The organism is Marinomonas sp. AWM4_232 (assembly GCF_056158325.1).
Window position 1 is genome coordinate 936,144 of record NZ_JBSWTA010000001.1, and the last position, 23,470, is coordinate 959,613.

Annotated in this window: 20 protein-coding genes; 13 read left to right on the forward strand and 7 right to left on the reverse strand. The window is 44.5% G+C overall.

All coding sequences use genetic code 11. The features are described from left to right. Positions 1 to 621 precede the first annotated feature (621 nt). Both ACXAC1_RS04400 and ACXAC1_RS04405 read right to left on the reverse strand, forming a co-directional pair. On the reverse strand, positions 622 to 1,203 hold the full coding sequence (locus ACXAC1_RS04400; RefSeq protein ID WP_475059224.1) for an SCO family protein: 582 nt from the start codon (positions 1,201 to 1,203) through the stop codon (positions 622 to 624). A gap of 9 nt (positions 1,204 to 1,212) precedes the next feature. Beyond that, positions 1,213 to 1,656 (reverse strand): hypothetical protein, encoded by a 444-nt coding sequence (locus ACXAC1_RS04405; RefSeq protein WP_475059227.1) that lies wholly within the window; start codon positions 1,654 to 1,656, stop codon positions 1,213 to 1,215. A gap of 153 nt (positions 1,657 to 1,809) precedes the next feature. On the opposite strand from ACXAC1_RS04405, the gene gshA reads away from it, so the two are divergent. Further along, on the forward strand, positions 1,810 to 3,405 hold the full coding sequence (gene gshA, locus ACXAC1_RS04410; protein WP_475059230.1) for a glutamate--cysteine ligase: 1,596 nt from the start codon (positions 1,810 to 1,812) through the stop codon (positions 3,403 to 3,405). Between the two features lie 131 nt (positions 3,406 to 3,536). On the opposite strand, the gene yihA is transcribed toward gshA, so the two are convergent. After that, positions 3,537 to 4,175: a ribosome biogenesis GTP-binding protein YihA/YsxC gene (gene yihA / locus ACXAC1_RS04415; RefSeq protein ID WP_133562059.1), complete on the reverse strand. Its 639-nt coding sequence runs from the start codon at positions 4,173 to 4,175 to the stop codon at positions 3,537 to 3,539. A gap of 197 nt (positions 4,176 to 4,372) precedes the next feature. Here yihA and ACXAC1_RS04420 point away from each other — a divergent pair, with 197 nt between their 5' ends. The 9 genes from ACXAC1_RS04420 to tatC all read left to right on the forward strand — a co-directional run bounded on the left by ACXAC1_RS04420 (position 4,373) and on the right by tatC (position 11,568). Continuing rightward, positions 4,373 to 4,975 carry a c-type cytochrome gene (locus tag ACXAC1_RS04420; RefSeq protein WP_228191487.1) on the forward strand — a complete coding sequence of 201 codons (603 nt, stop codon included), beginning with the start codon at positions 4,373 to 4,375 and terminating at the stop codon, positions 4,973 to 4,975. A 190-nt stretch (positions 4,976 to 5,165) separates the two neighbouring features. Continuing rightward, positions 5,166 to 5,795: a thiol:disulfide interchange protein DsbA/DsbL gene (locus ACXAC1_RS04425; RefSeq protein ID WP_475059233.1), complete on the forward strand. Its 630-nt coding sequence runs from the start codon at positions 5,166 to 5,168 to the stop codon at positions 5,793 to 5,795. Positions 5,796 to 5,815: 20 nt separating this feature from the next. Continuing rightward, positions 5,816 to 7,342 carry a GGDEF domain-containing protein gene (locus tag ACXAC1_RS04430; RefSeq protein WP_475059235.1) on the forward strand — a complete coding sequence of 509 codons (1,527 nt, stop codon included), beginning with the start codon at positions 5,816 to 5,818 and terminating at the stop codon, positions 7,340 to 7,342. A gap of 98 nt (positions 7,343 to 7,440) precedes the next feature. Beyond that, positions 7,441 to 8,193, forward strand: a complete 753-nt coding sequence (gene ubiE / locus ACXAC1_RS04435) for a bifunctional demethylmenaquinone methyltransferase/2-methoxy-6-polyprenyl-1,4-benzoquinol methylase UbiE (RefSeq protein ID WP_475059237.1) — start codon at positions 7,441 to 7,443, stop codon at positions 8,191 to 8,193. A gap of 2 nt (positions 8,194 to 8,195) precedes the next feature. Next, the gene (gene ubiB, locus ACXAC1_RS04440; protein ID WP_475059240.1) at positions 8,196 to 9,839 is read left to right on the forward strand and encodes a ubiquinone biosynthesis regulatory protein kinase UbiB; all 1,644 of its coding nucleotides are present in this window, start codon (positions 8,196 to 8,198) and stop codon (positions 9,837 to 9,839) included. A gap of 16 nt (positions 9,840 to 9,855) precedes the next feature. Further along, the gene (locus tag ACXAC1_RS04445) at positions 9,856 to 10,188 is read left to right on the forward strand and encodes a phosphoribosyl-ATP diphosphatase (RefSeq protein ID WP_475059242.1); all 333 of its coding nucleotides are present in this window, start codon (positions 9,856 to 9,858) and stop codon (positions 10,186 to 10,188) included. Between the two features lie 10 nt (positions 10,189 to 10,198). Continuing rightward, the gene (gene tatA / locus ACXAC1_RS04450; protein ID WP_475059244.1) at positions 10,199 to 10,411 is read left to right on the forward strand and encodes a Sec-independent protein translocase subunit TatA; all 213 of its coding nucleotides are present in this window, start codon (positions 10,199 to 10,201) and stop codon (positions 10,409 to 10,411) included. A 3-nt stretch (positions 10,412 to 10,414) separates the two neighbouring features. Continuing rightward, positions 10,415 to 10,786: a Sec-independent protein translocase protein TatB gene (gene tatB / locus ACXAC1_RS04455; protein ID WP_475059246.1), complete on the forward strand. Its 372-nt coding sequence runs from the start codon at positions 10,415 to 10,417 to the stop codon at positions 10,784 to 10,786. A 20-nt stretch (positions 10,787 to 10,806) separates the two neighbouring features. Then, entirely contained in the window at positions 10,807 to 11,568 is a 762-nt protein-coding gene (gene tatC, locus ACXAC1_RS04460; RefSeq protein WP_475059249.1) for a twin-arginine translocase subunit TatC, read from the forward strand. 220 nt (positions 11,569 to 11,788) lie between these two features. On the opposite strand, the gene dtd is transcribed toward tatC, so the two are convergent. From dtd to ACXAC1_RS04475, 3 genes are all read right to left on the reverse strand, one after another. After that, entirely contained in the window at positions 11,789 to 12,223 is a 435-nt protein-coding gene (gene dtd, locus ACXAC1_RS04465) for a D-aminoacyl-tRNA deacylase (RefSeq protein ID WP_475059252.1), read from the reverse strand. Positions 12,224 to 12,349: 126 nt separating this feature from the next. Then, the gene (gene typA / locus ACXAC1_RS04470; protein ID WP_475059255.1) at positions 12,350 to 14,167 is read right to left on the reverse strand and encodes a translational GTPase TypA; all 1,818 of its coding nucleotides are present in this window, start codon (positions 14,165 to 14,167) and stop codon (positions 12,350 to 12,352) included. Positions 14,168 to 14,363: 196 nt separating this feature from the next. Next, a complete protein-coding gene (locus ACXAC1_RS04475) occupies positions 14,364 to 14,678 on the reverse strand; it encodes a hypothetical protein (RefSeq protein ID WP_475059258.1) in 315 nt (104 codons plus the stop codon). Between the two features lie 296 nt (positions 14,679 to 14,974). Here ACXAC1_RS04475 and ACXAC1_RS04480 point away from each other — a divergent pair, with 296 nt between their 5' ends. Beyond that, positions 14,975 to 19,918, forward strand: a complete 4,944-nt coding sequence (locus ACXAC1_RS04480; protein WP_475059260.1) for a diguanylate cyclase domain-containing protein — start codon at positions 14,975 to 14,977, stop codon at positions 19,916 to 19,918. A 19-nt stretch (positions 19,919 to 19,937) separates the two neighbouring features. Further along, positions 19,938 to 20,210 (forward strand): hypothetical protein, encoded by a 273-nt coding sequence (locus ACXAC1_RS04485; protein ID WP_475059263.1) that lies wholly within the window; start codon positions 19,938 to 19,940, stop codon positions 20,208 to 20,210. Between the two features lie 55 nt (positions 20,211 to 20,265). Here the strand turns inward: ACXAC1_RS04485 and thiI are convergent, their stop codons facing one another. Continuing rightward, positions 20,266 to 21,717: a tRNA uracil 4-sulfurtransferase ThiI gene (gene thiI / locus ACXAC1_RS04490; protein ID WP_475059265.1), complete on the reverse strand. Its 1,452-nt coding sequence runs from the start codon at positions 21,715 to 21,717 to the stop codon at positions 20,266 to 20,268. A gap of 332 nt (positions 21,718 to 22,049) precedes the next feature. Here thiI and glnA point away from each other — a divergent pair, with 332 nt between their 5' ends. Next, positions 22,050 to 23,456, forward strand: a complete 1,407-nt coding sequence (glnA, locus tag ACXAC1_RS04495; protein WP_475059268.1) for a glutamate--ammonia ligase — start codon at positions 22,050 to 22,052, stop codon at positions 23,454 to 23,456. Positions 23,457 to 23,470: the final 14 nt, after the last annotated feature.

The following is a 23,470-nucleotide window of genomic DNA, read 5'->3' on the forward strand; positions in this document are numbered from 1 at the left end:
ACTGTAGGACCGCGGTTTCCGCGGGAAATAGACTTTCCGTGCCAGCAAAAGCGTGTTCCTGCGCGCAGCGCAGTCCTACAGAGCTCAGTTTTAACAAATCGTAGGACCGCGGTTTCCGCGGGAAATAGACTTTCCGTGCCGGCAAAAACTTGTTCCTGCGCGCCGCGCAGTCCTACAGAACTCAGTTTTGACAAATCGTAGGACCGCGGTTTCCGCGGGAAATAGGCTTTCCGTGCTAACAAAAGCTTGTTCCTGCGCGCAGCGCAGTCCTACAAAGCTCGGCTTTAACAAATCGTAGGATCGCGGTTTCCGCGGGAAATAGACTTTCCGTGCTAACAAAAGCTTGTTCCTGCGCGCAGCGCAATCCTACAGAGCTCGGCTTTAACAAATCGTAGGACCGCGGTTTCCGCGGGAAATAGGCTTTTCTGTGCCAGCAAAAGCTTGTTCCTGCGCGCAGCGCAGTCCTACAAAGCTCGGCTTTAACAAATCATTGGACCGCGGTTTCCGCGGGAAATAGGCTTTCCGTGCCAGCAAAAGCTTGTTCCTGCGCGCAGCGCAGTCCTACAGAGCTCGGCTTTAACAAATCGTAGGACCGCGGTTTCCGCGGGAAATAGACTTGCCCTATAGAAGCTGCTTTTTAATGGCTTCGGCGATTTCTTCAGATTTTGAGTCGTGGTAAAGGTATTGCTTAATCTCGTTATCTTTGCCGATTACGTATAGACGCGCACTGTGGCTGACGGTGTAGTTTTTCGCATCACCTTTTTCAATACGGTAAAACGCGCCATATTGACGTACAACTCGGTCAACCTCTTCTTTTGTGCCTGTTAGACCAACAAAGCTTGGATCAAAGAAGTGGACGTATTCTTCTAGGTGATCTGGCGTGTCACGCTCAGGGTCAACACTGACGAATACTACTTGAACCTGTTGTTTCAGCTCTTCAGGTAGTTGCTTTAGACCAACTTTGACGTTGGCCAAGGTGAGTGGGCAAACATCTGGACAGTGTGTGTAGCCAAAAAACAGCAGTTTAAGTTTGCCTTCGTAATCACTTAAGGAAGCAGCTCCCGTTGCCGAAGACAAAGTAAAGTCCCCACCTATTTTCCCTGGCGTTGGGTTGGAGTCATTGCTTTTTTGGAAAGCCAATAAGGTTCCCACAACAGCCAGAATGGCCAACATAGCAAACAGCACTATGGGTTTTAGCTTCATGACGAAATCCTAAGGTTGCATGAGTGTAAATTGATAATGTAGTGGCTCAACGTCCGCATCAGGCACTGAGATCGCTAATTGCCAAGACATCGCTGAGGTAGTGCAAACCGGTATACGCAGCTCACCTTGATAAAGGTTTGTTTGCGCAACTCGTGTTAATTGAGTTTGGGTTATCCCCATATACATTTCTTGTCCGGTCAATGCCGCATTGAAATACGGCACTTGCTGCTGCGCATTTTCAGGTAAACGAAAGCGAACCAGCATGGGCTTATTTGCAACAATCGCAGATTCAAACGTTAGCTTAATGCCAGCGATTTCATCGCACATCCCTGTATTCACGTCACAATGTATGGCATCTGAAGAAGCAACGTTATCGACGGAGAACCAGCTGAAGGCGACCAAACCCGCCAAGATAAAAGCAATGCTAAACAATTTGATTAATGGAGTATGCATACACCAAAAAGTTCCTTTGTATTTGACGGGCTATGATGCCACAGAACGTCAATTCTGTAATCTTTGCGCAACTGCTTCGTGGTTTTCTTGCCGTGTGAAAGAAATGCCTTGTACAATCCGATCATCTTATAATTCGAATTAGGACAATTCCTCTTGTTGCGCAACATACATGACGCTCTGGCAAAACTCGACCAAAGCATGACTCAAAGTGGCGATCTGTCCGCTATCACTTTTCACCGAGGCGTAGAACGTGAAGCACTTCGCGTGTCACGACAAGATGGAAAAATCTCTCAGTTACCACACCCTACTGCGTTGGGATCACCTCTGACTCATTCTTCAATCACGACGGATTACTCTGAAGCATTGATGGAGTTTATTACTGGTGTCCATGACTCAGTAGAAGGTGTGATCAGCGAGCTACGAGACATTCATTTAATGACCAACCGCGTGCTTGATCAGCAAGACGAATGCCTATGGCCTGGCAGCATGCCTTGTGCTTTATCAAGTAACGCCGAAGTGCCGATTGCGTATTACGGTGAGTCGAACTCAGGCAAGCTTAAGCGAGTTTACCGAGAAGGCTTATCCAACCGCTATGGTCGCATCATGCAATGCATCGCAGGCATGCACTACAATTTCTCTTTTAGCGATAGTTTTTGGACGTTTTTAGCGGATTATCGCGGTGTCGACATTAGCACAGAGGAAGCATTAAAAGAGTTTAAGTCGCAGCAGTACTTCGCTTTGATTCGAAACTTCCGCCGTAAGTCTTGGATGCTGTCTTTACTGTTTGGCGCTTCCCCTGCGATTGATTCGAGCTTCCTGCCTAGCAAGCCAGACAAGCTCACCACATTAGGTGATCGGACTTGGGCGGGACTTAACGCCACTTCTCTTCGAATGAGTGACATTGGCTATCAGAATAAAGCCCAAGATGGTTTGTTTGTGTGTTACAACGAAGTGGATACCTATATCAATACGATCAAAGGGGCGCTAAAAACCCCTTATCCAGCTTATGAAAAGATTGGCGTAAAAGTAGACGGCGACTACAGACAGCTGAGCCATAATATTCTGCAGATAGAGAACGAATACTACAGTGACATCCGCCCGAAACGGGTTACGAAATCTGGTGAACATCCTAGTGCGGCGTTACAAAAGCGTGGCGTTGAATACATCGAAGTCCGAATTATGGACCTTGATCCAACGTCGCCGATTGGCATGAAGCCAGAGACACTGTATTTCTTAGATACCTTTTTAATGTGTTGCATGTTGCATGGAGACGACCGTCTTGGACTGGATGAGTGTCAGCAGCTACGTAAGACACAACAAGAAATCGCAACTCATGGTCGTGAGTTGGACACACCGTTTGATTTTGGTTTTGGTCCGATTCCACTGCGCGACAAAGTGTCTGAGCTACTGTCTCACATGCACGAGATCGCCAAGTTCTTAAGTGATCAAACTGGAAACTCAGCCTACTTAGACAGCTTGGGGCATCAACAAAACAAGCTAGCTAATCTGGATACCTTGCCAGCAGCACAAGTTTTACAGCAGTGTGAACAATACGGCAGTTATCAAGAAGCTATGCTGTCAATCGGCAAAGCCCAACAGCAAGCATGGCTAGCACAAGAAGTGTCGCCAGAATTACAGCAGCAGTTTAAAGACTGGGCGGAACAGTCCATCGCGGAACAAGCTAAAATCGAAAGCTGCGATCAAGTGGACTTTGATACATTCCTTAAGCACTACATGCAGCCACAGTAGTATCCGTGGTTGCATGCTATAGCTCATGATTAAGATCGTGTTTGAACGATAGGAACGACATAAAAAAATGGCTTCCCTACCTTAAGTACGGAAGCCATTTTCATATCTAGGTAAAGACTAAAATAGTGGCGTTATAGATTTACAGGAATCTCTGTCGGATTCTCAAGGTCCAACCACTCGGCAAGTTTCAATCGCAATTCATCCACACCATCGTTATTAAGGCCTGAGAATGTCTGCGCCGATCCTTCTACACCTCGCTTTTTCATTTCCTGTCTAACTTTCAACATGGTTGATTTTGCTGGCCCACGTTTAAGCTTATCGGATTTGGTTAACAGTGCGTGTACTTTAACGCCATTGGCCGCTGCCCACTCTAACATCATCTCATCGAACTCTTTAAGTGGATGGCGAATATCCATGACCAACACCACGCCCACTAACGAGCGGCGGTTCATCAGATAGTCCTGCATATGTGCTTGCCAATTCTCTTTCATGGCAACAGGGACTTTGGCAAAGCCATAACCTGGTAAATCCACCAAGCGACGATCATCCACATTAAGCCCAAAACAGTTGATTAACTGAGTACGACCAGGAGTTTTTGAAGTACGCGCAAGTTTACGCTGGTTTGCCAGGGTATTAAGTGAGGTAGATTTACCGGCGTTTGAACGGCCAGCAAAAGCCACCTCTAAACCTTGGTCTAAAGGACATTGAGAAAGCTTTTCCGCACTTTTAATAAAGTAAGCGGATTGAAATACGGAGTCGAATGGCGTCATAGATTGATATCAGTCAATGAGAAATTGTATCGCGTTATAAGTTTTTGCACAGTTGTATATAATGCGAGCCATTCTGCTTACTGGCTCAACGAGGCTGTGCCCGGTTCATACTGGTAAGCATAACAGAAATCGAAACATCTTGATGCCAGAAATAAGATGTTCAGCAACGTCGGTTTAAGCACATTCAGAGGCAGCGAATGAAAAAAGTTCTTATCGGTCTGTTAGTAACAGTTGGAGCAACATCCGTTGCGATCGCTGAAGGCAACCCTGAAGCAGGAAAACCACTCACCGCAGTGTGTAGCGCCTGTCATGGAGCAGATGGCAACAGCTTGGCACCTACATGGCCAAAACTAGCTGGTCAAAACGAGTCATACTTATTAAAGCAAATGTCAGACATCAAGTCTGGCGCTCGAAACGTTGCGCAGATGACCGGACTATTAAACGGTTTATCTGATCAAAACTTGGCCGACATTGCCGCTTACTTTGCCAGTCAAAATGTTGTCGTTGGCCAAGCAGATGCTGCCTTGGTTGAAGCGGGGAAAAACCTATACCGTGACGGTAACCCAGCAACCGGTGTACCTGCTTGTATGGCGTGTCACGGACCTGCAGGCAAGGGCCTCAACTCAGCGAGTTTCCCACAGTTAAGTGGTCAACATGCTGACTACACAGCAGCACAACTGAAACTGTTCCAGTCTGGTGAACGCAACAACGATGCGGCGAAAATCATGCAAAACATTGCGTTTAAAATGAATGAGCGTGAGATCAAAGCCGTATCAAGCTACATCCAAGGTTTGTATTAAAAACAAGGCTGTTAGCAGGCGACACCTATATGGTTTGCTTTTTCTTGATACAAAATCCTCCTTTGGGAGGATTTTTGTTATTAAATCCATGTAAACTCATTGTGGCAAACGAACTTTTTGTACGTTGAAGCATCCTATTACTATCCTCTTTTACGGGTGCAATTGAGCTATCACATTTTAGGAGCAAAACATGAAGAAGCTTTTTTCAGCCTTAATGGTTGCCTTACTATTGCCTATCGCAAGCGCTTGGGCGCAAGACTACAGCGATGGTAATGGCTACACTACAATCAAAAACCCAGTTCGTATCGCTAACCCTGACAAAATCGAAGTCGTTGAAATCTTCTGGTATGGCTGCCCACACTGTTACAGCCTAGACCCAATCACTCAAGCTTGGAAAAAAACCATCGCAGACGACGTTGACTTCAAATACATGCCAGCTGTATTTGGCCGTAACTGGTTAGCGCATGCTAAGGCATTCCATGTTGCTGATATTTTAGGGGTTGAAGAGAAGTTGCATGCAGACCTGTTTAATGCGATTCACCAAGATCACAAACGCATGAACAGTGAAGATGAGTTAGCGGAGTTCTTTACAAACTACGGTGTTTCAGAAGATGAGTTTCGAAAACAATACAATTCTTTTGCTGTAAACAGCCGCCTTTCTCAAGCAGATGCTAAAATTAGAGCGTACGGCGCTCGTGGCGTTCCAGGATTGATCGTTAACGGTAAGTACTTAGTCACCGCAGCAACAGCAGGCGGTAATAATAATATCTACTCCGTGGTTGACTACTTGATCGAGCAAGAACGCCAAGCGAGTAAGTAATAATGATTTAGGATGTACTCATGGCTCCAGCTCAGGACATAGTGATTGAAAACTTACTTAAAGCCCTTTCGCGCACCATTATGCTTGCCGAAGGAAATGATTCTGAGCTGGATAAGCAGCTGCAAAACATCCGCGCAAACTTAGGTAAATCCCAAGAACCAGAGGTGCTCCAGCAAACACTTCAAAAGCTGGAACCTATGGTTCTTAAATACGATGAAGACCGTCTTGCTCGTGCCCAAGCCTTCCGAGCGCATTTGCTACTGTTAATCGACACCATCGACGATCTACCAAATATTCAACTGCCAGCGCCCGAGAAAAAGCAACTGGAAAGCGATATTAGAAAATTGTGGCAATCTGCCTCTCATTGGCCAGAATTATTGGCGAAAACTATTGAGTTAGCGTCAAATGCTTTAAAGAATCCAGTCACCCAGAACAAAAACTACTCGTTGCTTGGACGCCTTTTTCGGCGCAAAAAAACACCTGAAACTCACAACAGTAATCAGTCTGACATCATGTCCCATGTCAGCCATACTTTAGCCGCCCTACTGACAAATATCTCTCTTCCAGAGGTTTATCGAGATCAATTACTGGACATTCAAAAAGCCCTAACAGGTAATAAAGACCTTAACCACTTACCTGCTTTGCTTGATGAAGTAATCAACCTAATCATGGTTGCTGTTGGTAAGACTCAAGAAGACTTAACAACCTACTTGAGCCAATTGAACCAGCAATTGGCAAGTATTAATGCTTCGATCTTGAGCAATTACAAAGTCCAGAAGAACATGTCTAGTAGTCGAAAAGATTTCAACGACACCTTTATGAAGCATGTGGACTCTACGCAAACAGACGTTCGAAATGCGACTGATTTGGATGCTTTAAAGCATTTAATTGATGAACGTATGCATACCATTACCGAAGCGATGACTTCGTTTCAAGATAAGATGCAAAGCCAGGAAAAGCAGGCAGCTCAATCCATTACTCAGCTTAAAAACAAAGTGAATCGAATGGAGCAGGATGCTAGTCAACTGCGCTCCAATATGCAGGAAAAGATTGCTCAAGCTCTGTCTGATGCGTTAACAGGTCTACCAAATAGAGCCGCTTACCAAGATACGATCTTTCCGCTATTAACTTCTGCGGCACAAACTAAGCAACCTCTTTGCATTGCCATTTGTGACGTGGACCACTTTAAGCGAATCAATGACACATGGGGGCACCTTGCTGGAGACAAAGTGCTGCAGCTTATGCCAAAGCAAGTTCAGAGCAGTCTTAAAAAAGAACATCTTGTTTATCGCTACGGTGGCGAAGAATTTATTATTGTTTTCCCTATGACCACATTGGATGAGGCGTATCAATACTGTGAAAAAATTCGTCTAGCAGTAGAGAAAACGCCTTTTAATATGAACGGCGACCCCATTTCAGTCACGATTTCCATAGGCGTTAGTTTATTCAATGGAAAAGAATCTCACGATGAGTTGTTCGAACGAGCAGATAAAAACCTCTACCAAGCGAAAGAACAGGGGCGCAATGGTGTTATTCGCGATAATTAAGTGGCTTTATCGTGCAACCTATCCAAAGACGCGGTTACAATACCTAAATTAACGATTTTAAATCTGTCCGCCTAAAGATGTATTAGGAACGAACTGTTATGCAAGATAAAGACAACACCACCCATTTTGGCTTCAAAGAAATTCCAACGGATCAAAAAGTGGACGCCGTAGCGCAAGTTTTCCACTCAGTTGCTGCGAAATACGACATTATGAACGATCTAATGTCCGGTGGTATTCATCGCCTATGGAAACGACACACCATTAGTCAGTCCGGCGTCCGTGCAGGACAAAAAGTTTTGGACATCGCGGGTGGCACAGGCGACCTAACCGCCAAATTCTCGCGTCTTGTTGGTCAATCAGGTCAAGTCGTATTAGCAGACATCAACGATTCTATGTTAAAGGTTGGTCGTGATAAGTTAGCAAACCTTGGCATCGTCGGTAACGTGCAGTGCGTTCAAGCCAATGCTGAAGAACTGCCTTTCCCAGACAATACATTTGATTGCATTACCATTGCCTTTGGCCTTCGCAACGTCACAGACAAATCAAAAGCGTTAGCGTCCATGCAACGCGTATTAAAACCAGGTGGCCGTTTATTAGTACTTGAGTTCTCAAAACCAGAAACGGAATGCCTGAGCACTATTTACGATCAGTACTCTTTCCGCTTGTTACCGTTTATGGGCAAAGTGATTGCCAATGACTCAGAAAGTTACCGCTACTTAGCCGAATCCATCCGCATGCACCCTGACCAAGAAACCCTAAAGGGAATGATGGAAGAAGTGGGCTTTGAACGTGTCAGTTACCAAAACATGACTGGCGGAATCGTAGCATTACACAAGGGATTTAAATTTTAATCATGTGGAACAGTGCCACTCGTTTTCTTCGGATCGTTGCCACCGTTATACGCTACCGTCTTGATACCTTCATACCGATTCAGTTATTGCCTTGGTATTTAAAGTATTCGGTCGGTTTAGTTTTAAGTATTGGACGTAAACGTCTAGATAAGAATCGCGGTACACGTTTGCGTTTAGCGCTGGAGTCTCTCGGCCCGATTTTTGTTAAATTTGGCCAAATCTTGTCTACCCGTCGCGACCTATTGCCCGATGATATCGCAGGCGAACTGGCTAAGTTACAAGACCGTGTTCCGCCGTTTTCTGGTGAATTGGCCACGTCCATCATCGAGAAAGAGCTGGGTGCAAGCGTTGATGAAATATTCAAAGCCTTTGACCGCAAGCCTTTGGCTTCTGCCTCCATCGCGCAAGTGCATACCGCAACACTAAAGTCTGGTGAAGAAGTCGTTGTTAAGGTTATCCGACCTAATATCGAAAAGACCATCCGACAAGATATTAAGCTGCTGTATACCCTCGCTCATTTCGTTGCTAAAACCAGTTCAGATGGGCGCCGTTTACGCCCAGTAGAAGTCGTACAAGACTACGAATACACCATTCTAGATGAGCTAGATCTTGCCAAAGAAGCCGCTAATACCGGCCTATTACAGCGCAACTTTGAAAACTCAGACTTGCTCTATGTGCCGCAAATATACTGGGATTACAGCCGTCGCAACGTGATGGTGATGGAGCGCATCTCAGGTATTCCTGTCGCAGACATCCCGGCATTGCGTGACAAAAACGTCAATATGAAAGTGCTGGCAGAGAGAGGGGTTGAGATCTTTTTCACCCAAGTGTTCTCACACAGCTTCTTCCATGCAGACATGCACCCAGGCAATATTTTTGTCGATCCATCGAACCCTGATAAACCTAAGTACATAGCCATTGATTGCGCCATCATGGGCAGTTTGGACGATGCGGACAAAAATTACTTGGCTCGCAACCTACTCGCATTTTTTAAGCGTGATTACCGCATGGTAGCTGAACTGCATGTTGAAAGTGGCTGGGTCCCTAAAGGCACACCTGTGCATGCATTTGAGTCTGCGATTCGCAGTGTTTGTGAGCCCATGTTTGCCAAGCCGCTCAAAGAAATTTCTTTCGGGCAGGTATTACTTGGCCTCTTCCAAACAGCGCGACGTTTTAATATGGAAGTTCAGCCACAGCTTGTGCTGCTTGAGAAAACGCTGCTTAACATCGAAGGTCTAGGTCGTCAGCTTTATCCTGATCTGGATTTATGGGTCACTGCGAAACCGTTCTTAGAGCGTTGGATGAGTGAACAAGTGGGACCGAGACGTTTATTGGAAGAGGTGAAGAAACAAGCACCTGAGTGGGCTGCCCATCTACCTCAGATACCTAATCTTGTGTTTTCAACAATGACCCATTTGTCGCAGCAAGAAATCAGGATCCAAGATCAAACTCAGGCGTTAGAACAAATTCGCAAAGAGTTACGCCGTTCGCGACGCAACCAACCCTTTAAATTACTAGGCTTACTCGCTTTGGGTGCTGCTTGGATTACTACCGATAACATTGCGCTAGAGCATCTAGCACAAGCGGATATTTTAAGTTTGGCCCTGTTTTTAGGCGGCGTATACCTGCTAGTATTAAAACCGTAACATTTGAGAGACTATAATGAATATTGATGTGTTGGCTGAACTTGCCACTACGTTAGAAGAACGAAAGTCTGCCTCTGCTGACTCGTCTTACGTCGCTAGCCTACATGCAAAAGGGTTGAACAAAATCCTTGAGAAAGTGGGTGAAGAAAGTGTCGAAACCATCCTTGCCGCCAAAGATGCGCAGGCAACTGGGGATAAAAAAGACGTTATCTACGAAACCGCAGACCTTTGGTTCCATACACTTGTGATGTTGTCTCATCTGGAACTTGAACCTCAAGATATTTTAGATGAGCTGGCGCGCCGTTTTAATTTGTCTGGCTTAGAAGAAAAAGCCAACCGTACTAAGTAGGAGTTCCACTATGGGTGGCATCAGTATTTGGCAATTATTAATCGTCTTAGCAATCCTAATCTTGATCTTTGGCACTAAGAAACTGAAAGGTTTAGGGTCTGATCTAGGTGGCGCTGTTAAAGGCTTTAAAGAAGCCGTTAACAACGACGAAGAGCAAAAGGACGGCCAAACCCAAGCGAAGGCTATCCAGGACGAAAAGAAACAAGACGATAAGAGCGCTTAATCTGTGTTCGACATCGGCTTTTCAGAATTACTGGTTGTTTTCGTTGTCGGGCTATTAATTCTGGGTCCAGAGCGATTGCCTATTGCAGCGAAAACAGCTGGGTTATGGATCCGTAAAATTCGTCGTAGCATCCAATCTGTGCAACGAGAAATCAATGCTCAGTTGGACCAGGAAGAGCTGCAGCGCTCTATTAAAGAAACCAACGACCGAATTATGCGTGAAACAGCCCAGTTTGAGCAGGATGTTGAAGCTCCCTCACCAGCCAAATCAACTACTTCGGCAGCACCTGAAGCTTCTCCTGAGAATGTTCAGACTCCCGAGAACGCGCCAGCAACGACCACTAAATCAACGGACGAGACTCAGTCTCGCGCTTAGTTTACATTGGGAACACCCAAATGAGTCACGAAGAATCCGCTCAAGCCCCTTTGGTTACACACCTAGTTGAGCTAAGAAATCGCTTGTTAAAGTCCGTATTACTTGTGCTGGTTATCTTTGCAGGCCTGTACTCTTTTGCTAATGAACTCTACTTGTTTATCTCTGAACCTCTGAGAGCTCTCCTTCCAGAGGGCAGTTCGTTGATTGCAACAGAAGTCGCTTCCCCCTTCTTAGCACCACTAAAACTGACCTTCGCTCTCGCCGTGTTAGTTGGCATTCCTTATATTCTGTATCAGGCTTGGTCGTTTATCGCCCCAGCTCTGTACAAAGAAGAAAAGACCGTCGCAATACCTCTGCTGATCTCCAGTGTAATTTTGTTTTACTGCGGTATTGCCTTTGCCTACTTCGTGGTTTTGCCATTAATTTTTGGCTTCTTCACATCTGTTGGTCCTGGCGAAGTCGCTGTCATGACAGATATTAACAACTACCTAAATTTCGTGCTTAAGCTGTTCTTCGCTTTTGGCGTGACATTTGAAATTCCCGTAGCGACTTACCTGCTAATCAAAGCAGGAATAGCCACCGTAGCAGGACTTTCGAAAAAACGCCCTTACGTGTTCTTAGGTTGTTTTGTAGTTGGCATGTTAATCACACCACCGGATATCTTCTCACAGACTTTATTGGCCATCCCAATGTGGCTGCTATTCGAGTTAGGTCTGCTTGCTGGTCGTAGCGTGCCAGTCGAGGAAGACGAAGAAGAAACCGAGACAAGCAAGGCTTCATAAGCCTTTGTACGAGCGGGTTGCACCCGCGATAACAGTTCCCTTCCCCGATGAAATCGGGTCGTACGACCGGGCTGTACCCGCGATAACAGCTCCCTTCCCCGATGAAATCGGGTCGTACGAGCGGGTTGTACCCGCGATAACAGTTCCCTTCCCCGATGAAATCGGGTTGTACCCGCGATAATAGCTCCCTTCCCCGAGCAGATTCAGGTCAAGCTGAAAGTTAATCCAACATGAAAGTCACAGGGCCATCGTTGGTGAACTGAACTTTCATATCCGCACCAAAGCGCCCTGTTTCAACTTTGTCATATTGCGCGCGCACTTTCGCAACGAAGTCATTAAACAAGCGCTCGCCTTCTTCTGGAATAGCAGCCGTGGAGAAACCAGGACGCAGGCCTTTTTTGGTTTCTGCGGCTAAGGTAAATTGCGAAACCAATAAAACCCCGCCACCTATTTGCTGAACATTTAGGTTCATTTTACCTTCGTCGTCACTGAACATTCGATACTTTAAAAGCTTGTCCGCTAGGCGCTGGGTATCGGCTTCCGTATCCCCTTTCTCGATTCCAACCAACACCATTTGCCCATGATCAATTGCACCAACGATCTCGCCATCTACTTCGACTTTCGCAGCCAAAGAGCGCTGCACTAAGACTTTCATCCATTTGCTCCTATTATGTGTTCAGTGATTTTGTTCTACACAAATCGCAGGCAAAATAAAAGCGCCCTAAGGCGCTTTCATTCCGCTCAAGACCTTGCGGTCTATTTGCTGCTGCTCGATAACGTATTAACGACCTGCGCGTTTACGCTCGTTTTCAGTCAACAACTTCTTACGTAGACGGATGCTTTCTGGCGTTACTTCCACCAGCTCGTCATCTTCGATGAACTCAAGCGCTTGCTCAAGTGTATGACGTACAGGTGGTGTAAGCGTCAACGCTTCGTCTGTACCAGAAGCACGAACGTTCGTTAGCTGCTTAGCTTTAGTAGGGTTCACTGTTAGGTCGTTTGAACGAGAGTGCAAACCGATGATTTGACCTTCGTATACTTCTTCACCGTGACCTTTAAACAGACGACCACGATCTTGAAGGTTGAATAGACCGTAAGACAATGTCTTACCTTTCACCATACTGATCAATACACCGTTCTGACGACCAGACATATCACCATCTTTCACTGGACCGTAGTGATCGAAGATGGAAGTCATGATACCTGAACCAGAAGTCAGTGTTAGGAACAAGCCACGGAAACCGATCAAACCACGAGAAGGGACGATGAACTCAAGGCGAACACGGCCTTTACCGTCTGGCTCCATGTTGGTTAGTTCAGCTTTACGCAGACCTAGCTCTTCCATGATCGAACCTTGGTGTTGCTCTTCTACGTCGATAACCACTTGCTCATATGGTTCTTGAATAACACCGTCGATCTCTTTCTGAACTACTTCAGGACGAGATACACCTAGCTCAAAACCTTCACGACGCATGTTTTCGATCAATACCGATAAGTGAAGCTCACCACGGCCTGATACGATGAATTTGTCTGGAGAATCACCTTGTACCACACGTAGCGCTACGTTGTGGATAAGTTCTTGGTCTAGACGGTCTTTGATGTTACGAGACGTTACAAACTTACCTTCTTTACCAGCGAATGGTGAGTCGTTAACCATGAACGTCATGCTCACTGTTGGCTCATCAACCGTTAGTACTGGCAATGCCTCAACACAATCAGGATCACAAAGCGTGTCAGAAATACTTAGGCCGTCGATACCTGTGATACATACGATATCACCTGCCGCAGCTTGCTCAGTATCAACACGTTGTAGACCGTGGTAGCCCTTAACGTTAAGAACACGACCTTTACGCTCTTTACCATCAGCAGATTTAACGACTACTTGCTGGTTTGGAGACAGTTTACCACGTGTAATACGACCGATACCGATAACACCTACATAGCTGTCGTAATCCAATGCAGATACCTGCATTTGGAACGGTGCTTCTGGGTCAACTTCAGGCACAGGAACATTATCAACGATCATTTGGTAAAGTGGTTCCATGCTGTCTTCTAACGCTTCTGGATCGTTACCAGACAAACCGTTCAATGCTGACGCGTAAATAACAGGGAAATCTAACTGTTCTTCTGTCGCACCAAGAGAGTCAAATAGGTCAAAAACTTGATCCATTACCCAGTCAGGACGTGAACCTGGGCGGTCAATCTTGTTGATAACAACGATTGGCTTAAGACCACGCTCGAAGGCTTTAGAAGTTACGAAGCGAGTTTGTGGCATAGGGCCATCCACTGCGTCAACCAATAGTAATACAGAGTCAACCATCGACATTACACGCTCTACTTCACCACCGAAGTCGGCGTGTCCAGGTGTGTCCACGATGTTGATGCGGTAATCATTCCATTTAATAGCGGTGTTTTTCGCTAAGATGGTGATACCGCGCTCTTTTTCTTGGTCGTTTGAGTCCATGATACGCTCAGAACCCATTTCTTTACGGTCTAGCGTACCGGATTGACTAAGAAGCTGGTCAACCAGCGTTGTTTTACCATGGTCAACGTGCGCGATGATCGCGACGTTACGTAACTTACTGATATCAATAGACATTAAAATTTCTCTGCATTTAGCGACATGGAATGAGGCAACACGGCAAGCGGGACTTCGGTACGCTAACTGCCGCCTAGATTCATCATTCGGGGTAAAATTCGCGCAATTGTACCCTTATCTTTGTGAACTTCCTATGAAGTTCCCGAAAAAATACAAAAAAAGTCCAAATCGTTTCAACTACCGCAATTGCCCATAACTAGTTTTTAGGAACGGTTACCTGACGCCAAAATTGCTGAGCAATACTTTCCATCTTTTCCGACAATTCATACAGCTCATCACAAGCCCCAGAGTTTTCTCGACAGGTCTCAACAATACCTGCAGCATCGGTTACGGCATTTGCAATGCGCTGGTTAATCTGCACAGCGACTTCGCTTTGTTGATTCATAGCTTCGGCGGTTTGCAAGGCTTGATGATGGATCTGCTCCAAGCCTTCTCTCACTTCTGAAACAGCCGTATCGGCTCGCGCGGACTCGTCATAGTGACGCTCTACCGATGCAACAGCAGCATCCATTTTTTCACAGGGGACTTATCTAATATGCGCTCTTCTCCTTGTTGCCTATAAGCCATACTTTAACGTCCTCCATTGATAGAGGTCGAGTTTATATTTCTGTAGAGCATTAATATTGACACGTGTCATAGTTCCCAAAAAAGACACATATCATTACATTGCAATGAAAAATTGATGATTTGATCAATTAATTCTGGATTTACGTTTACAGATATGAGTTATTAAATGTTTATTTTTGCCTAGTTGGTTTATAAAATTTACTTACTAGATACTCATAAGGTGCGTTATGGACTCTTTGTATGGAATTAAATCCACTATATACAGCTAAAAGATACGCAAAGTTTTATCAAGACAAGTCTTCAGGCAAGACTAAATTCTATAAGCAGCTAACGCATCTGCAACCTGGCTTCCCACTATTAGAAGTACTTAAAAACGAACACATTTTGTTAAACCGTATACGTCACTACTCTATCGAAAGAGCAGTTGGCATTACGAGCGTGGATCGTTCAACACTACTAGAATTAGAGTATTTCGAAGGCAAACCACTAGAAAGCTGGATTCAGTCGAGGAAGATACCATTAAGTGAAGCTCTTAATATAGCTATTAAGATCTCCGAAGCAGTTAGTTTCGTACATAACTCAGGCTACATTCACTACAACCTTTCAGCTAAATCGATATTGCTTTCGATGCAACCAACACAGATTTGCATTTGTCGATTTACCTATGCTATCGCTCATAACAGCCGATTACACAAGGAGCATAAGTACTTCCCATCGCAATCAAGCGAATTCTTAGCGCCGGAAATAAATATTAGCGAAACGATATTTGCTAATGAGCAAATTGATATCTATGCACTAGGTCTCATATTTGAAAGCTTAATTAAGTCATCTATCGAAGCTCAAAAACTCAATAATGAGCTATCTGACTTAATCTATGCAAAAGATATTATTGAGAAACTAAGTGCAATCACAAATAGAATGAGTGCTAAAAGCCAAAGTGAACGTTATAAAGATTTGAGTTCAGTATTGGTAGACTTGAAAATTTGCAATGAATCACTCCTTGGAGGCTCTCCATTACCTGATTTTGAAATTGATGAGTGCAGTTTCTCCACGAAAGTGTTTCATCACTTATTGCCTGAGCGACAAACTCAACTTAAAGAACTCTGCCAAACACTTGAAGAAAACCAACGTGCAAGCAAAAGTCAGTACATACATGTCCAAGGACCATCAGGCATTGGAAAGTCAACTTTTATACAAGCTGCTTTTCGAGAACAATCACAGAAAATCTTGTTTGCAAAGATAAAATTTGATCAATATCAATCTGTGGCGCCACTTGAGCCACTTTTTTTGTTGTTAAGAACACTGATAAAACATACTTTACTGCTGGCGCCAGATAGCTTATTAAAAATAAAGCAACACCTAAATAAAGAGCTAAGTAGTTACTCAGGAGTACTCGTATATCGGATTCCTGAACTGAGTTTTCTTATTGATATCGACGACTCTAGACCTCAACTCCAAGCAAAAGAGTCTAAAGCCTTTTTTCAACACTCACTTGTCACCATTCTTAATACCATCACGAGATTCTCTAAACCCGTTTGCTTATTTTTGGATGATGTTCAGTGGGCAGACAGCAACACATTTGACTGGCTTGAAGAAAGTTATGACCAGCTTCAACGATGTAGCATAATTTTAGCCTATCGCAATACATCTGCAGACTTATCGGATGGCCATAAACGGCACATATTGTCGCTAAAGAAGCTGCATACCCAACAGCATTCGATAGAGTTGGCTCCTATTTCTGAGGAAGCCCTTGTAAGAACATTTTACAAGCAATGTCAACTCACAATTCCCAAAGCTAAAAAGTGGGCGCAAGACATTATAAGGAAAACGCAGGGAAACCCTTTTTTTGTAAATGAATACCTACAACAAGCACAAGATAAAGGCTTTATTTCCCTAGATTTGAAAAACGGTGATTGGTTATTTGATAGCAACCAACTGGAGGTTATTCCTATCTCCAGTAATGTATTGGAAACCCTATCTCAGCGTTTCAATGAGTTATCAGCAGAACAGAAACAACTACTTTCTATTGCATCAAGTGTTGGAGCAACTGTACCAAACCACCTTTTAGAAGCTCTAATCCCCCATAAAAATGTCGCAGACCTGATTAAAAATAGTATTGATGCTGGATGGCTTCTCCCAACACCTTCGAGTATGACGACGTTTCGTTTTGCCCATGATAGGCTTCAGCAAGCAGCACATAATACACTAAGTAATGCCTCTACTCTAAAAACTCATTTTGACATTGCCCACTACTACAAAAAGAACTCTCAATCTGGTGAAGCCTTATTGAAATGTGTGCACCACTTTCATTTATCTATGCCATTAGTAAAGTCCGACGAACTAAAGGTAGAGATTGCAGAGCTGAATATACTGGCAGCCAGAGAAACTAAGCAACGAGGCGACTTCGAACGTGCTTACCAGCATGTGAGACGATCATTTGAGCTTTTGTCCAAAACCGCACCTAATTTATTAACCAGTGAGGTTTTTCAAGAACTCGGAGAGTGTTGTCATTTATATGGTCTAACTGAGGAAGCTGGAGAGTATCTCCAGGCGGCATTACAGGCATCAAGTACACCGCTTGAACGTAGTGTTGTGTATGACCTCCTCATAAAACTAAATACTGACGTTGGACAATATGATGCAGCATATGCCATGGGGCGAGCAGCGCTACAGGAATTAGGTATTAAGATACCTGCAAAGTTTAGTCCGCCGCTACTTATTGCCTCGCTCACTCAGTTAACCTGGCAACTTAAAGGGAAGTCCACGATAGACTTGTTTGACCTTCCTAAAGCGGAAGACCAAAAGATTATTGTCATTATTAGTCTTTTATCTGCTCTTCAAAAAGCAGCTTATCAAATTCGGCCAGAACTTTGCGTCTACTTAGCCACAAGACAAGTTAGCTTATCAATAAAATATGGAAATAGCCCAGATGCGGCTATTGGCTACATGGTATTTGGCGTTATTTTTCAATGCGGCATTTTAGGTCGACGTCAGGCAGGGGTTGATTATGGACAACTATCTTTAGCTCTGCTGGACAAATATAACGCCAAAAGGCTGGCCTCTGAAGTTGGTTTTGTTTATGGCTACTTTGGTCATTCCTGGAGTTTCCATACTTATGAGACTGAAGCGCTATGGAAAGATGCGATAAGCCAAGGAACAATGGTTGGCGATTGGTTTCACGTGGCCTGCGCAAGAGTAGGCTTGATTCAAAACAAGTTGATGAGAGGCGCTTCATTGGATGAATGCTTGGTCGACTGCAATTTTTCCATTAATGACCTGCAACGTCGCAATACGCACTTTCATATTGACCTTTTGCTCGCAATCAAACAGCTGATTCTTCGCCTTAAGTTTCGTCCACATCACCATCATGAACTGTGGTCTGACAGTCGCCTAAAAGAGCACGAAGAGCGCTTGTTAATGCAAGGCGCGAAGCACTTTGCACACATGTACTTTATTAACAAAATGGTTCTCGGCTTTTTACAGGACGATCTTATGATCGCTGAAGAGGCTTTGCTTAAAGCGATCTCTTGCAACAAAAACTCAAAAGGATTACTACATAGTACCGAGCACTTATTCCTTGAGACACTGATTATCCTTCGTAAAGCCGATAAGAAGCTAGCCCCTTTACCTAAGGCAATCCATAAGCTTCGACAAACCATTAAGCAATTCGAAGAATTTAATACACGTTGCTCAGATAACTTTTTGGACCGCCTATTACTGCTAAAAGCTGAGCTTTCATATCTGATTGGCGAGTCCTCCAAAGCGTTCAAGCTGTATCAAGACGCGTCTCATGCAGCAGGTTTACAAGGACATTTAAACATTCAATTCCTAATACACATCCAGCTATCAAGGAAATATGAGTCCAGCAACCAACGCATTGCTGCGCACAGCCATCAAAACAGAGCTTATGAACTCGGATGTAAATGGGGAATTTTCGGTGAAGAGCAAGACTGGAGCAGCGCATTACTCCCAAACGCTACACTAAATCAATCCACCGCCAAACTAGCTCTGTCCACGGAGGCCATTGCGCAGACCAGAAGACTTGAAGACTTGATGGACAAAATCATTCAGATTATGCAAGCAAATACTGGCGCCAAGCGTGTTGTACTTTTGATCGAAGAGCAAAAAGAGCTAAAAATTGTAGCGGACTCCAATCATGAAAAGTACGCACATCAACCGAGCTTAAACGAACCACAACCCTTCACAGGTAAGTTACCAGCCTCGATCATTCATTACATATACACATCTAAAGAGGCTCAAATAATCGAGAATGCGACCAATGATGCGCTTTTCCAAACAGATAGTTATTACTCCGAATACAATGTCAAATCAGTGCTTGGCGTACCACTCATGCTTCAAGGTGTACTAAAAGGCGCCATATACTTAGAAAACAGTGAAATTCAAGGCGCTTTCAACCGCCAGCACTTAGACTTTATCTACTTCTTACGAGGACAAATTGCGATCTCTATTGAAAACATTCGCATTTATCAAACTCTGGAAGATCGGGTAGCAAAAAGAACCCAAGATATTGAAGCTCAAAAACAAGCTCTACAGAGCCAAAACCAGACGATACACAATCTGAACAAAGAGCTAGAGCGCGAGAATTCTAACCGTCGTCAAATTCAAGAAGAGCTGCATCAAGTCAATCAACAATTAGAGAAGTTAGCGCTGACTGACCCTCTCACCCAAATGCCAAACCGTCGCTGCTTCGATAACTATTTTAATGCACAGCAAGTCATCAGCCGTAAAAACAATCAATCACTCGCGATTGTTTTATGCGATGTTGATTACTTTAAAAACTATAACGACCATTATGGGCATGAGTCAGGTGACATTTGTCTGAAAAAAGTCGCCTCCTGCTTCCAAGCATTACCGCTATCTGAGCGAGATCTTGCCGCAAGGATCGGAGGTGAGGAGTTTGTCATAGCGCTAGCAGACCATTCGCAAGAAGATATAGAACAGCTAACCAAAGAAATCCATAAAACACTTGGAACAAAGCAAATTCCACATGAGACCTCTATTACAAACCCATTTGTCACTATAAGCATCGGAGTTAGCTACAGCGACGACAGCAATTTATTTAGTTCATTAATAAAGCAAGCAGATAAGGCGTTATACCAAGCTAAACATCAGGGTAGAAACCAGACTGTTTTTCATAAGGAAAAATCTGAAGCGACAAGCTAAACATCAAGAGGAGCTTTTAATGAAATACCAGAAATGGATTTGCCAAAGTGCTTTTGGCAGCGTTTTATTATTATCAAGCTACACTTTCGCTACTGAGAGTGTGAATCTGGATACAGAGGAAAAAGTGGATCCTTATGCCATAAATAATGGCCTGATTCCGCCTAAATCAGTATACGATGGCCCTCTTTTTATACTGAACGTCGAGTACCCATCACCCCTACCTGAAGACATAACTATCCCAGGCAGGCATGTACTGAACGGTAAACCAATAAACAAAAACAACGCGCCCTAGCATCAATATAAGCGCACCAAATCGGTGCACCCATATTCACCTCGGCTGAGCTGCCCTAAGGCAGATACACACCTACGTTTTCATTGCCTTTAGATAATAAGTGCGATGCGTGAATGCGGCTCATCACGCCTTTGCCACAATACAGTAGGTAAGTCGCATCTTGGTCTAGGGTTGACCACTTGGTGCTTAGAGTGAAAAACGGCACATTAAGTACTGGACGCCCTGATACTTTAACTGGGTTGCGCTCAACTTCATCTGGGTGGCGAATATCAATAATGATCTCATCACCTACCGGCATGCGAACAACGGGTACTTCACCTTGGTATTGCTTGTTCACATCTTCAATTACATCTTGAATCGACATCACTCGAGCATTGTTGACAGCATTGTCCAATACGTCAAAATTGAACTTCGCTTCCTCACGTTCCACTCGATGCATTTTTGCACGTGTGGTTGGCTTCACTGAGATAACACCACAAAATTCCGGCATACTTGCCGCAAATGGCGCTGTACCGATTTCTTTGGCTTTATCGATGATTTCTTGCTTGTTCATGGTTACTAGAGGACGGATCACCAAATCATCCGTTACATTGTCGATGACTTTTAGGTTGACCAATGTCTGACTGGACACTTGAGCAATGCTTTCACCGGTTACCAATGCCTTAGCGCTAACCCCTTCCATCACTTTAGATGCCGCACGCAACATCATTCGCTTAAGGATGACCCCCATTTCAGAGTTATCAACATTATTTAGGATCTCACCCACCACGTCCTCAAAAGGAATCGTGATGAATTTCACACCCAAATTAGAGCCGTATTTTTCCCACAAGAAATGAGACACTTGCTTCACGCCAATCTCGTGTGCATCGCCTCCTAGGTTAAAGAAACAAAAGTGAGTTTTAAGTCCGCGACTCATGGTCATAAATGAACTAACTGTTGAATCATAGCCACCGGAAATCAGTGATAGCACCGCATCCTGAGATCCTAATGGGTACCCCCCCAGACCTTCGATACGCTGTTCGATCATCCATACACGATCATCACGGATATCAATAGGAACCAACACTTCTGGATTCTTTAAGCGTACAGCCAAGGCCCCACTACGCGCCTTAAGAGACCCACCAATGTGTCGCTCTGCTTCCACAGAACTAAAGTCATGCTGACCGACACGTTTAACACGCACCGCAAACACAGAATCTTTCAGCACGTCACCGTAAGACACCATAGCCTCATCAACGATGCCATCCAAAGTCGTCAATGGGAACTCACGAACGTATTGAAAATGCGCAATACCTGCGATGTTACGCAGCGATTCAACAAACACTTCTCGCTGAGATTCGTGATCAGAAAGGACTTCTATATAGTCCCAGTTTCCTGCCACTGTCACATTTTCATCATGATCACGTAGCACGTGACGAATATTTTGACGCAGCTGCTTTATAAATGCTTTGCGAACAGGACGGCTCTTAATGGTGATTTCTGGAAAGAATTTAACGATAAATTTCATTGGGTGTGTGTTTTTCGTACAGTCAGTCTTGAAGGGCGCACAGTATAAAGCATATCTCAGTGAAACCAACCCCCATCTTTGCACCAAAAAAACACATCAACCTCTATATATGCACCATATTGGTTCTCCGGCATTTTCATTTCGGATTAATAAAGTGCAAAAGGATATTCTTAAAATTGCACATTAAATATAAACCATTGATATCATTGAAATTTAATGTTCGCCCAAAATTCTGGCACAACTTGTGCTTTGTATTTTCGCAACAACGCTTCATTGTGAAGCAGAATTGAATGCCGAAAGAAATTTCGTTTACACAACATTGGAGAACAATTATGTCAAACAAGACTCTTGGTTTGATCGCTGAGCACGACGTAAAGTGGATTGACCTACGTTTCACTGACTTCAAAGGTAAAGAACAACACGTAACTATCCCAGCTGCAGGTGTTGACGAAGAATTCTTCGAAACTGGTCAAATGTTTGACGGTTCCTCTATCGCAGGTTGGAAAGGCATCAACGAATCTGACATGATCATGATGCCACAGGACGATACAGCTCTGCTTGATCCGTTCACAGAGGACTCCACTGTAATCCTTCGCTGTAATATCATCGAGCCTGCGACGATGCAAGGTTACGATCGCGACCCACGCTCTGTAGCACTTCGCGCAGAAGAGTTCCTTAAGTCTACAGGTCTTGGCGACACTGCATTCTTCGGCCCAGAGCCAGAATTCTTCATCTTTGATGATGTTAAATGGCACGCAGACATGTCTGGCTGTAGTGTTCAGATCAACTCTGAAGAAGCTGCTTGGTCAACTAACAAATCTTTCGAAGGCGGCAACACTGGTCACCGCCCACGTGTTAAAGGCGGCTACTTCCCAGTACCACCAGTTGATTCTCACCACGAGATCCGTACTGCAATGTGTGCTGCTATCGAAGCAATGGGCCAAGAAGTTGAAGTACACCACCACGAAGTTGCGACGGCTGGTCAGAACGAAATCGGTGTTAAATTCAACACTCTAGTTAAGAAAGCTGACGAAGTTCAGGTAATGAAGTACTGCGTACACAACGTTGCTCACGCATACGGCAAAACGGCTACGTTCATGCCTAAGCCAATCGTTGGTGACAACGGTTCTGGTATGCACGTTCACCAATCTTTCTGGAAAGATGGCGAGAACCAATTCGCAGGCGATCAGTACGCTGGCCTATCTGAGATGGCGTTATACTACATCGGTGGTATCATCAAGCACGCTAAAGCAATCAACGCTTTCGCAAACGCTTCTACTAACTCTTACAAGCGTCTTGTACCAGGTTTCGAAGCACCAGTTATGCTTGCTTACTCTGCTCGTAACCGTTCTGCTTCTATCCGTATCCCATATGTTGCGTCTCCTAAAGGCAAGCGTATCGAAGCGCGTTTCGCGGATCCAACCGCTAACCCATACCTATGTTTCGCAGCAATGTTGATGGCGGGTATCGACGGTATCAAGAACAAGATTCACCCAGGGGATGCAGCTGACAAAGATCTATACGATCTACCAGCTGAAGAAGCATTGGCTATCCCTACGGTTGCAGGTAGCCTTGAAGAAGCTCTTAACTGCCTAAGCGAAGATCGCGCATTCCTAACAGAAGGTGGCGTATTCTCTGATGACATGATCGATGCTTACATCGCACTTAAGTCTCAAGAAGTTGAGCTAGTAAACATGACAACTCACCCAATCGAGTTCGACCTTTACTACAGCGTATAATTTCTCGTAATACT

Excerpts from the sequence above, each read along its gene's own strand:
- ACXAC1_RS04400 (WP_475059224.1), bottom strand. The coding sequence starts at position 1,203 with ATGAAGCTAAAACCCATAGTGCTGTTTGCTATGTTGGCCATTCTGGCT.
- ACXAC1_RS04405 (WP_475059227.1), bottom strand. The coding sequence starts at position 1,656 with ATGCATACTCCATTAATCAAATTGTTTAGCATTGCTTTTATCTTGGCG.
- yihA (WP_133562059.1), bottom strand. The coding sequence starts at position 4,175 with ATGACGCCATTCGACTCCGTATTTCAATCCGCTTACTTTATTAAAAGT.
- ACXAC1_RS04420 (WP_228191487.1), top strand. The coding sequence starts at position 4,373 with ATGAAAAAAGTTCTTATCGGTCTGTTAGTAACAGTTGGAGCAACATCC.
- ACXAC1_RS04425 (WP_475059233.1), top strand. The coding sequence starts at position 5,166 with ATGAAGAAGCTTTTTTCAGCCTTAATGGTTGCCTTACTATTGCCTATC.
- ACXAC1_RS04430 (WP_475059235.1), top strand. The coding sequence starts at position 5,816 with ATGGCTCCAGCTCAGGACATAGTGATTGAAAACTTACTTAAAGCCCTT.
- ubiE (WP_475059237.1), top strand. The coding sequence starts at position 7,441 with ATGCAAGATAAAGACAACACCACCCATTTTGGCTTCAAAGAAATTCCA.
- ubiB (WP_475059240.1), top strand. The coding sequence starts at position 8,196 with ATGTGGAACAGTGCCACTCGTTTTCTTCGGATCGTTGCCACCGTTATA.
- ACXAC1_RS04445 (WP_475059242.1), top strand. The coding sequence starts at position 9,856 with ATGAATATTGATGTGTTGGCTGAACTTGCCACTACGTTAGAAGAACGA.
- tatA (WP_475059244.1), top strand. The coding sequence starts at position 10,199 with ATGGGTGGCATCAGTATTTGGCAATTATTAATCGTCTTAGCAATCCTA.
- tatC (WP_475059249.1), top strand. The coding sequence starts at position 10,807 with ATGAGTCACGAAGAATCCGCTCAAGCCCCTTTGGTTACACACCTAGTT.
- dtd (WP_475059252.1), bottom strand. The coding sequence starts at position 12,223 with ATGAAAGTCTTAGTGCAGCGCTCTTTGGCTGCGAAAGTCGAAGTAGAT.
- typA (WP_475059255.1), bottom strand. The coding sequence starts at position 14,167 with ATGTCTATTGATATCAGTAAGTTACGTAACGTCGCGATCATCGCGCAC.
- ACXAC1_RS04475 (WP_475059258.1), bottom strand. The coding sequence starts at position 14,678 with ATGGATGCTGCTGTTGCATCGGTAGAGCGTCACTATGACGAGTCCGCG.
- ACXAC1_RS04480 (WP_475059260.1), top strand. The coding sequence starts at position 14,975 with ATGGAATTAAATCCACTATATACAGCTAAAAGATACGCAAAGTTTTAT.
- ACXAC1_RS04485 (WP_475059263.1), top strand. The coding sequence starts at position 19,938 with ATGAAATACCAGAAATGGATTTGCCAAAGTGCTTTTGGCAGCGTTTTA.
- thiI (WP_475059265.1), bottom strand. The coding sequence starts at position 21,717 with ATGAAATTTATCGTTAAATTCTTTCCAGAAATCACCATTAAGAGCCGT.
- glnA (WP_475059268.1), top strand. The coding sequence starts at position 22,050 with ATGTCAAACAAGACTCTTGGTTTGATCGCTGAGCACGACGTAAAGTGG.